The organism is Xanthomonas sp. SHU 308 (genome assembly GCF_000364645.1).
Classification (GTDB): Bacteria; Pseudomonadota; Gammaproteobacteria; order Xanthomonadales; family Xanthomonadaceae; genus Xanthomonas_A; species Xanthomonas_A sontii.
The window spans coordinates 1-643 of sequence record NZ_AQOK01000233.1; the positions used below are offsets into that span (position 1 = coordinate 1).

Consider the following 643-nt stretch of genomic DNA (forward strand, 5'->3'; position numbering starts at 1 on the left):
GTGCCGCAGAAGCTGCGGGAAATGCTCAAGGACTACCCCCAATACTTGGATGAGTTGCAGGGGACACTTAATCGATTGGTTGAAAATCCAAAGCAAGGAGTCCCTGTATTTGATCAGGCAATATGGAGGCTTGAGGCCGTGCTCAGTTCCTTCATCTCAGAAGCACGTGATGAACTGAGGGCCGCTGAGTCCTCTGGTGATCCAGACCTCGTCAGGAAGGCAGAGGAAAAGGAAACACTAATGCAGCATGCAAGGTCAAGCAATCGCGGCATGTCCGACTTAAATGAGCTTTGGGCCTACATAGAGGCGCATAAGGATATGCTGTCGTGAGCGGTGAAGAATCTCGATTGAGCGAGGTGGATCACCTCAAGATTTTTGAGAAAAAAGTTCTTGGTGATGCGGCGCTTGATACGAAGTCATCGCTGGAGCATCCCAAGGCAATCATCTTGGCAGGCCAACCAGGGTCAGGAAAGGGCAGTCTTGCTCGAGTGGCTCGCGAGGAAATGCGCAACGACGCAGTGCTTATCGATCCGGACGAACTGCGGGAATTTCACCCCAAACTCAATGGTTTTCGCAACGCCCAGCCCTACACCTGGTCCGGCCTTACCCATCCCGATGCCAGCCAATGGGCCGAGGAATTGCT

General features: G+C 52.9%; 1 protein-coding gene and 1 pseudogene. Both read left to right on the top strand.

Going from position 1 to position 643, the window contains the following annotated elements; genetic code table 11:
• Window positions 1-330: pseudogene (locus D588_RS26575) on the top strand (hypothetical protein); the annotation flags it as partial.
• The coding region (locus D588_RS26580; RefSeq protein WP_198526747.1) for a zeta toxin family protein at window positions 327-643 on the top strand (317 nt) is incomplete at its 3' end. The pseudogene D588_RS26575 and the gene D588_RS26580, both read left to right, overlap by 4 nt.